The organism is Polaromonas sp. YR568 (assembly GCF_943369415.1).
In the GTDB taxonomy this organism is placed as follows: Bacteria; Pseudomonadota; Gammaproteobacteria; order Burkholderiales; family Burkholderiaceae_C; genus Polaromonas.
This window is the reverse complement of sequence record NZ_CALRNF020000006.1, coordinates 133,801-142,847: the sequence shown is the minus strand read 5'-3', so window position 1 is coordinate 142,847 and position 9,047 is coordinate 133,801. Positions and strand designations below refer to the sequence as shown.

The following is a 9,047-nucleotide window of genomic DNA, read 5'->3' as shown; positions in this document are numbered from 1 at the left end:
GGGGTGGGAATTGCTCAGACTGTCGGTCCGCTGTGAACGGCCGATTGCGAATGTGTGGTTCCTCACCCCAGCACCCTAACCATACAAGCGAAGCGCAGCGTAGCGAGTTTAGCCAGACCCCGCTTGGCTCGAGCACCGCAGGTTGCCCGCAGCGAAGCGAAGGGACGCAGGAGCCAGGGTCGCCTTTTCTTTGGTGACTTTCTTTTGGCGAAGCAAAAGAAAGTTACTGGCCGCCGGGCCACTCCCGGCCAGCAAGCCTATGCAAAGGGCGAGGGCGCGCAAGCCGGCGCAAGACCCGGCTAAGCACCCCCCGCTTGCAGTTGAAAGACAGGCCGTCTTTCTCCAACAACCAGACCCCGCGCATTCACAATCTCCGCCGCCCGCCAGGGGGCAAGCTCCGCCCGCTGCGCGTCGTCCAGCCAGCCCAGCTGGTCCAGTACTTCCACAGTCGCCGCATGCAGCGCCACCTTGTTCGCATCCATGATCTTGAGTGCCACCGCTTCGCCGCGCGACTTGCTGCCCACGACCTGCACGCCGTCGGCGCCTATCTTGGTCACCCAGTCGCCGCGGCCGGCGCGCATATAGGCCAGGTCGTTGCGGCCGGTGCCTGACACCAGTTCGGGGTGGGCGGTCATGGCCTCGCCGAGTGCGGCGAAGCTGGCGCCGAACTCTGCGTCGCGCGCGCCGCTGGCCAGGCGCGCATAGCCGCGTGCCAGGCTGGCCAGCGGCAGCGCGTAGTTGGGGGCAGAGCAGCCGTCTATGCCCATCCCGAAATCGTTGGCGTCCATGCCCACGGCACGCGCGACGTCGCGGCGTATCGCCTGCTGCAAAGGGTGCTCGGGCGCGATGTAGTCATCCAGGCGCAGGCCGTGCTGCACGCAGTAAGCCAGGAAGCCGGCGTGCTTGCCGCTGCAGTTGTTGTGGCGCTCGTCGACCACAAAGCCGGGCGGCGGTGCCTGTTCGAGCTGCGTGAAGATGGCGGGCACGTGGCAGCCGCAGCGCAGCGCCTCGTGGTTCAGCCCGGCCTTGTCGAGCATGCCTTGCGTTTCGGCCACGTGCATGACTTCGCCGTTGTGGCTGGCGCACATCATCGCGATTTGCCGGGTCGTGAAGCCGAACTGCGCGGGACCGCCCGCTTCCACAAAGGGAAGGGCCTGCAAGGCCTTGAGCGTGGAGCGTGAAAACGTCAGCCAGTACGGGTCGCCCACGTGGGCCAGCAAGCGGCCCTCGGTATTGACGACGGCCACGGAACCCAGGTGCTGGCACTCCAGTGTGCCGCCGCGGGTCAATTCGATCAGGGGTGTGTGCTTCATGCCGGCATTGTGGCGGATCTGGACGATTTCGGCCGCCCTTGCCGCCGTAAGCCGGACCGGAAGCCGGCCCCCGGAGCGATGCAGGTGTTGTTGTCAGGCCCTCTTGCCCAGCATGAAGGCTTCAAGTTCGTCGATGGGCAGTGCCTTGCAGAACAGATAACCCTGGTAGCAACCGCAACCATAGCGAACCAGGAATTCGCGCTGGGCTTCAGTCTCCACGCCTTCGGCCATGACACCCAGGCCCAGGCTTTGCGCCAGGCCGATGATGGTGCGGGCGATGGCCGCGTCATTGGGGTCCGTCAAAACATCCTTCACGAAGCTGCGGTCAATTTTCAGCTGGTCAAGCGGCAGGTGCTTCAGGTAAGAGAGCGCCGAATAGCCCATGCCGAAATCATCAATCGACAGAGTGACACCGGCCTGTTTGAGAATGCCCATCTTGGCGATGGTGATCTCGATATTCGATGCCAGCAGACTTTCGGTGAGTTCCAGTTTCAGCCTGTGGGCGCTGATGCCGGCCTCCTCAATCGCCGCCATCACCAGTTCCACAAAATCGGGGTGCCGGAACTGGCGCACGCTCACGTTGACGGCAATGCTGAGGTGGGCGGTTTCCGGGCGCCCGGCCCAGGCGGCCAGTTGCGCGCAGGCCGCTTCCAGCACCCATTTGCCGAGGGGCAGGATGAGGCCGCTTTCCTCCGCCTGAGCGATGAATTCGTCAGGCAACACCAGCCCGCGCTTCGGGTGCCGCCAGCGGATCAAGGCCTCCACACCCACCATGTGCCCTTCGTTCCCCACCTGGGGTTGGTAGTAAAGCAAAAATTCCCGATTGCGAAGGCCCTGGCGCAGCTCCACGTTGACGGCGGCATTGGCGGTCGCCGCCGCCTGCATCTGCGGGTCAAAGAAACACAGTGTGTTGCGGCTCGCTGCCTTGGCGCCGTACATTGCCAGGTCGGCCTGCTTGAGGAGGTCGCCTATGCTTTCCTGCTGCTGGCTGAAGAGCGTGATGCCGACGCTGCAGGTGGCGTGGTGCTCGTGGCCTGCCAGGTCATACGGCTCGCTGAGCGCCGCAAGGATTTTTTCGCCGACCACCCGGGTCCTCGTGATGGCATCCTCCGGGCTCTCTCCCTGGTCTTCCAGCAGCACGACGAACTCATCACCGCCCAGCCGCGCCACCGTGTCGTTGTGCCTGACACACGCCGCCAGGCGTGAGGCCACTTTCTGGAGCAGCAGGTCGCCTTTGGAATGGCCCAGCGTGTCATTGAGCACCTTGAAATGGTCCAGGTCGATGAACATCAGCGCGCCTATGCGGCAATGGCCGGCACCGTCGGCCAGCGCGCCCTGCAGCCTGTCCATCAACAACTTCCGGTTGGGCAACTGGGTCAGTGCGTCGTAGAACGCCAGGTGTTCGATCTCGTCTTTGGCCGCCTTGCGTTCCGTGATGTCGCGAAAGTACACGGCAAGGCCCTCTTCGAAGGGATAGGCGCGCAATTCCAGCCATTTGCCCAGGTCCGCGTAGAACTCTTCAAATTCAACGGGCTGGCCGCTCACCAGCGCGTGCCGCACCTCTCGCCGCAGGCGCCCGCCGCGATTGGCATTCACCGCCTGCCACAGCGTCTGGCCCAGCAATTCACGGCTCTTGCGGCGCAGCAGGCGCTCGCTCTCGGGATTGACGTAGACGAAGCGGCCTTCCATGTCCAGCGTGGCAAACGCGTCCGTGATGCTGGCCAGGGTGGTGCTCAGGCGCATGGTCAGGCGCAATGAATCCTGCTCCGCCATTTTTTTGTCCGTAAGGTCGTGCAGTATTCCCTGCACACGCACCACCCGGCCGGCCGCATCGCGCAGCGCTTCGCCCAGGGAGCGCACCCACAGCAAGCGGCCGCCGGCCGCAATCACCTGGGCCTCTTCGTCGAACGGCGTGCCGTACTCCATGCAGGCCTCGAATGCGCCGGCCATCAGCGCGCGTGATTCCGGGGCGTAAAAAGCCAGGGCTTCTTCGAACGACGGTGCTGCCGAGGGGGAAATGCCCAGCAGGGCTGCCAGCTGTGTGGTCCACGAAAAGTGGCGAGCGGGCAAGTCCACCGCCCATGCGCCGGCCTTTGCCGCCCGCTCAAGCAGGCCCAGTATTTGCGTTGCCGCGTCTTCATGGCTGTAGCCCGCCTGGCCCGGCGTCAATGAGAGGAGTTTTTCCATGGATCAGCCGGCCTGCCGCGCGGCCGTGCCATGCGAGGGCTTTTTCTCGATGCATTTGCCAATGACGGCGCTGTTGTCCTGCGCTGCGTGCTGCGCCAGGTAAGTGATGAATCTCATGGGGGCTCCGGTGATGACGCCAGCTGCCCCGCGGGACAAATGAACCCAAAGATCACAACAGCCCGGCGTCATCGTGCCTGACATCCGTTGGCGCCCGCTGCGGTAGGACAAGCGCAGGTCTCATGGTGAAACGATGCGGGCTTTCGCTGCGGCTGCCCAATGCCTGTCACTACAAAAAACTCCGGGAATGCGGCTGTTTGTCCGTTAGCGGACAGACGGCGGGCTGCGCAAGCGCATCTTTTGCGGCCTGCTGTGCCAATGGGATGGAATTCATGCCCAGAGCCAAGCCTGCGAGTGATCGTCCTACAGCGGTGGGCGGCTTTCCCTCCGTGTTTCCCCTGATATTGCTTTTTACATTCATACATGAATTGGATTCCAGTCTGGAAACAAAAGCACTCAAAATTTAGTGGGAAAGCAACATGAATACAACTCTCGACGAACTTAACGGTTACGCGGACATTGGCGCTTTGCGCCCCGCACTGCTCTCCCTGTGTTCCCGTTTCGGTTCCATCGCACGGCTGGACATCCTCGCTGCCACGCAGGCCGGCAAACGCCAGGCCTTGTGTTTTCTGCGCATGGGTTCCGCCGAGCAGGAGCAGCAACTCATCCGCGAATTCGGTGTGGGCCGCTTTGGCGGAGACCTGGTGCTCGTTGTTGATTTGAACGCTGAAGCCGCCAACGACAGCGTTGGCGGCGGGCCTTCTTCAGCACGGGCCTGAGCGGCGCGCCCAGGCGTTTCCTCCCCCTCAATTCCTTTTTCCTGTTTCGTTCGCCCCCTTGGGGCGGATGAAGCTCGTCCTTTTCGTTCCCAAGCCAGGCACATGCAAAACATCCTCATTGTCTCGGGCACCCGCCCCGAAATCATCAAGCTCGCACCCGTCTATCACGCATTGCGCGAATCGTCCTGGGCCCGCGTCCAATGGCTGCATACCGGCCAGCATGCCGAAATGGCCACGCAGATATTCGACTGCTTCGACGTGAAGCCCGATGTTTCGCTCACGCGCATCGGCAGCAGCCTGCTCGAATTCAGCACGGGTTGCCGCCAGCAGCTGGAGGCGGTGATGAGCGGGCGGGACTGGTCGCTCGTGATCGTCCAGGGCGACACGGAAAGCGCCTTTCAGGGCGCGCTCGCCGCCTTCTACCACCGCATCCCGGTGGCGCACGTTGAAGCGGGCCTGCGCACGTACAACCTGAACCGGCCTTTCCCCGAGGAAGGGCTGCGCCAGATGATCAGCCGCCTTGCACAGTTTCACTTTGCGCCCACGCAGGGGGCGCAGGCGGCGCTGCAGGCCGAGGGCATTGCCGACGCGAAAATCCATCTCACGGGCAACACCGTGATCGATGCCCAGCGCTGGGCCTGCAAACGCCACGACATCCGGCGCTCCGTGCCGGGGCGGGGCCATCTGCTCGTGACGGTTCACCGCCGGGAAAACTGGGGTGACGACGTGGCCGAAATCTGCCACGCCATCGCTGAGATCGCGCAGTTGCAGCCTGAACTTCAAGTGCTGTTCCCGGTGCACCTGAACCCGGTGATCCAGAAGCCCGTCAACGCCATCCTCGGCGGCTTGCCCAATGTCAGGCTGACGGCTCCGCTGGACTACACGCAGATGCAACAAGCCCTCGTGGATGCCTGCCTGTTGCTGACCGACTCCGGCGGCCTGCAGGAAGAAGCGCCCACCTTCGGCGTTCCGGTGCTGGTGCTGCGAGAGGAAACCGAGCGGCCCGAAGCGGTTCAGGCAGGGTGCGCCCTGCTGATAGGCGCGGCGCGACCGGTGATCGTGCGGGAAACCCTTCGCCTCCTGACGGATACGGCCGCCTATGCGCGGATGTCGCAGGCCGGCAACCCGTTTGGGGACGGCGCCGCGTCGCGGCGCATCGCGGACGTCCTGGCGCTCAGCCTGGCGGGCGAGGCAGTCGCGCTGCCCGAGCTGGTCTGACGGCCGTGAATGGAGCAAGCGTCATGAAATCCCTTTTCCCGCACGCCTCGCGTGCCGCCCTGGCCGCGTCCATCGGGCTCATCGGCCTGGCGGCCGCCGTGCCGGCCTTCGCCCAGGCCGAAAGAGCCCAGGCGCTCGTGCCTTCGTTCAAGGACTACCCGGTCGCGGCCGTCATGGCCTCGGTGCTGTTCCTGATCGTGCTGATCATGATGCTTTACGGCGTGCGGCATTTCATGTTCACCATGAACCGGCTGACGGGCGTTCAGCGCCATCCCTATATCGACATCACGGTGGCGCCCTGGCCGATGATCACCGTGTTCATCGCGGCCCACAACGAGGAGAAGGTGATCGCCGGCTGCATCGAGGCACTGCTCAACACCGACTATCCGCAGGACAGGCTGAAGATCATTCCGGTCAACGATCGCTCGAAGGATGCGACGGCGCAGATCATCGATGACTACGTGGAGCGCTACCCCTCGCGCATCTGGCCCTTCCACCGGGTCGGCGGCAAGGCCGGGAAGTCCGCGGCGCTGAAAGACGCGCTGGCCTTCGCGCAAGGCGACATCGCGATCATTTTCGACGCTGATTACGTGCCGGGCCGCGGCCTGCTCAAGCAACTGGTCGCGCCCTTCTTCGATCCTGAAATCGGCGCCGTCATGGGCCGCGTGGTTCCCGGCAACAGCGGCGCCAACCTGCTGACGCGGCTGCTGGACCTGGAGCGCTCGGGCGGCTACCAGGTGGACCAGCAGGCGCGCATGAACATGAACCTGATGCCGCAGTACGGCGGCACCGTGGGCGGCGTCCGGCTCTCCGCGGTGCGCGCCGTGGGCGGCTGGCATGACGACACGCTGGCTGAGGACACCGACATCACCTACCGCCTCATGTTCAACGGATGGAAAACCGTCTACACCAATCGCTCCGAATGCTACGAGGAAGTGCCGGAAGACTGGAGCGTCCGCATCAAGCAGGTGACGCGCTGGGCCAAGGGCCACAACCAGGTGATGAGCCGTTACTGGTGGCGCTTTGCCACCAGCTCCTACCTCACGCCCGGCCAGCGCCTGGACGGCCTGCTGCTGCTCTTCGTCTTTGTCGTGCCGCTCATCATGCTGGCGGGCTGGGGCCTGGCCCTGGGCCTGTACTTCCTCAATGCCGGTTCGCTGCTGTCGGTGCTGATCCCGGTCTTCGCGCTGATGGTCTACGGCACCCTGGGCAATTTCGCCGCCTTTTTTGAAATCGTCATTGCCGTGCTGATCGACGGCAACCGCAGGCGGCTTCGCTTGCTGCCCTTCAACATGCTGGGCTTTCTCGTCAGCCTGTTTGCCATCTCCGGCGCCGTCTGGAGCCTGATGCTGGACCGCATCCTGAGCCGTGAAATGGTCTGGGACAAAACCATACGTTACCGCGAGGCGCCGACCAAATGAACACACCCGACTACCTGACCTACATCGCTTTCGCGCTGACCTGCGGCGTGTTGCTGACCGCGCCCTTCATCCCGGCCTTTCGCGAATGGCTGTACCCCACGGATGCCGGCGTGCTGCCGGTGTCCGCCAACTACGCCAGCGACATCGACCACTTTGCCCGCCGGCTGCACGCGGACGCCTCGGCCAGGCTGGGTGCCGGCCCTTCGACCGGCTATGAGGAGTTCGATTTTGTGGCGGACCTGCCGCAGTCACCGGACGGCATGGACTGGCGCGAGGCCGAAAAGCGCCTGATTTCGCGCGCCGGCATCGACAGCCCCGGGCCCATCCACAGCACGCAGCCGGTCTATGTGCAAGGCAGCCTGCGCGGCGGCGCGCAATCCAGCTTCACGGCGCTTTACGCCACCGGCGACATCGAACTCGGTCCGCAAAGCGAGATCAGCGACTGGGCGCATGCCGACGGCGTAGTCCGCCTGGGCGGCAACAGCACCGGCCTGCGGCGGATTTCCGCGGGAACCGCGATCGAGCTGGGCAACGAGGCCTGGTTTGAACGCCTTGAGGCCCCGCTGCTGTGCTTTGGCTCCCCGGCCGAAAGCGCGCCCGCCGCGCCGTCCTTTGAAGGCACGCCGGCCGGTTATGCGGACCTGCCCGGCGCCCTGCGCCAGACGCCCGACCTCTACCTGATCCGTGGCGACTGCGCGCTTCCTCCGGGAAAGGCCTACGAGGGTTCGCTGGTGGTGACGGGTTTCCTGACCATAGGCGCGGGGACCCGCGTGGACGGCGACATCAAGGCGCGCGAGGGCGCCAGCATAGGCCCGGGCGCCACGGTGCAAGGCGCCCTGACCTGCGAAAAGCGCATCTATGTGTTTTCGCAGGCCCGCATCTGGGGGCCGGTGATTTCCGAGAGCGACGTGCTGATAGGCGCGGGCGCGGTGATCGGCTTGCCCGAGGCGCAGACCACCGTCAGCGCGAACAACATCATCGTCGAGGAAGGTGTGAACGTGCATGGCGCGCTGTGGGCACATGAGATCGGCATGGTCAAGCCGTGACGAAATTCAGCCATCTTCTACCGGCCGCGGCCCTTGCAGCCCTGGCGTTGCTGGGAACGGCCAGCCACGCGGCGCCGCCGCTGGCGCTGGCCGGCTATACAGACGCTGCGGGCGCGATCACGGTGCTGCACGAAGGAAATTCGGCGGATCCTTATTTCGCGATGCAGGCCCTGCTGCTGGCGCACGATAACGGTGTCGACGTTTCAGTCCCCGCCGCGAAATTCGCCGACTGGCTGGCGCCGCGGCAAAAACCCGACGGCACCTTCGACCGCTTTTGCCGCGAAGCCGGCGGGCCCTGGGTGTCCTGCAAGGCGGCGGACGCCGACGATTCGCTGCTCGCCATGTGGATGCGCCTGCTGGAGACCATGCCGGCGCAGTTGCAGAAAACCCCGGTGTGGCTGAAAAGCCATGCCACCAGCAAAGCCGCGCTGGCGCATCTGTTCCAGCCTTCGCGCGGCGTTTACATGGTGTCTCCCCTCGTGCTGCACGGGCTCTTCATGGACAACCTGGAGGTCTGGTCGCTCAAGGCGCAGCAGAAGCAGGCCGGGCAGTCCGGCGAAGCCGGCAAACTGGCGCAGGCCATCCAGGCGACTTTCTGGAACCCGGTCGACAAGCGTTTCCTGGTGTCGACGCAGCTGGAGCAGCGCAGCCTGCAAGCGGCTTTCTACCCGCACCACGTCGCGCAGATTTTCCCCTTGCTGGTGGACTTTCCTTTGCTGCCCGAGGCGGCGGGCCCTTACTACCGCAAGTGGATGACGGCCCATCGCGCCGAGTGGCTCAGCCAGGGCAAGGCGGACTATCCCTGGGGCCTGCTCGCGGTGCTCGCGCTGCGCCAGAACGATGCGGCCAGCGCGCGCTGCTGGCTGCGCGAGGCGGCGCCGCTGCGCCACTCGGCGCGCTGGGCCGTGACCGATGAGGTGTCGTTCCAGATCGTCACCGGCAAAGGCATCAAGCCGGCCGCCCCGGACGCTGACTGCGGCTGACGCACCGGGGTTCTTTTCTTCTTTTCGTTTTGCCTTTTTCTTT

7 protein-coding genes are annotated in these 9,047 nt (G+C 64.7%); 5 read left to right on the top strand and 2 right to left on the bottom strand.

All coding sequences use genetic code 11. The features are described 5' to 3' along the window. Positions 1-299: 299 nt before the first annotated feature. A complete protein-coding gene (locus tag ACLV74_RS06495; protein ID WP_411878549.1) occupies positions 300-1,313 on the bottom strand; it encodes an asparaginase in 1,014 nt (337 codons plus the stop codon). 93 nt (positions 1,314-1,406) lie between these two features. Continuing rightward, entirely contained in the window at positions 1,407-3,500 is a 2,094-nt protein-coding gene (locus tag ACLV74_RS06490; protein ID WP_411878548.1) for a putative bifunctional diguanylate cyclase/phosphodiesterase, read from the bottom strand. A gap of 536 nt (positions 3,501-4,036) precedes the next feature. On the opposite strand from ACLV74_RS06490, the gene ACLV74_RS06485 reads away from it, so the two are divergent. The 5 genes from ACLV74_RS06485 to ACLV74_RS06465 all read left to right on the top strand — a co-directional run bounded on the left by ACLV74_RS06485 (position 4,037) and on the right by ACLV74_RS06465 (position 9,004). Continuing rightward, positions 4,037-4,336: a hypothetical protein gene (locus tag ACLV74_RS06485; RefSeq protein ID WP_411878547.1), complete on the top strand. Its 300-nt coding sequence runs from the start codon at positions 4,037-4,039 to the stop codon at positions 4,334-4,336. Between the two features lie 102 nt (positions 4,337-4,438). Beyond that, positions 4,439-5,554 carry a non-hydrolyzing UDP-N-acetylglucosamine 2-epimerase gene (wecB, locus tag ACLV74_RS06480; protein ID WP_411878546.1) on the top strand — a complete coding sequence of 372 codons (1,116 nt, stop codon included), beginning with the start codon at positions 4,439-4,441 and terminating at the stop codon, positions 5,552-5,554. A gap of 23 nt (positions 5,555-5,577) precedes the next feature. After that, a complete protein-coding gene (locus ACLV74_RS06475; protein WP_411878545.1) occupies positions 5,578-6,975 on the top strand; it encodes a glycosyltransferase family 2 protein in 1,398 nt (465 codons plus the stop codon). Beyond that, a complete protein-coding gene (locus ACLV74_RS06470) occupies positions 6,972-8,021 on the top strand; it encodes a polymer-forming cytoskeletal protein (protein WP_411878544.1) in 1,050 nt (349 codons plus the stop codon). The genes ACLV74_RS06475 and ACLV74_RS06470 overlap by 4 nt, the downstream gene beginning before the upstream one ends. After that, complete coding sequence (locus tag ACLV74_RS06465) at positions 8,018-9,004, top strand: hypothetical protein (RefSeq protein WP_411878543.1); 987 nt, start codon at positions 8,018-8,020, stop codon at positions 9,002-9,004. Before ACLV74_RS06470 ends, ACLV74_RS06465 begins: the two co-directional genes overlap by 4 nt. Positions 9,005-9,047 lie beyond the last annotated feature (43 nt).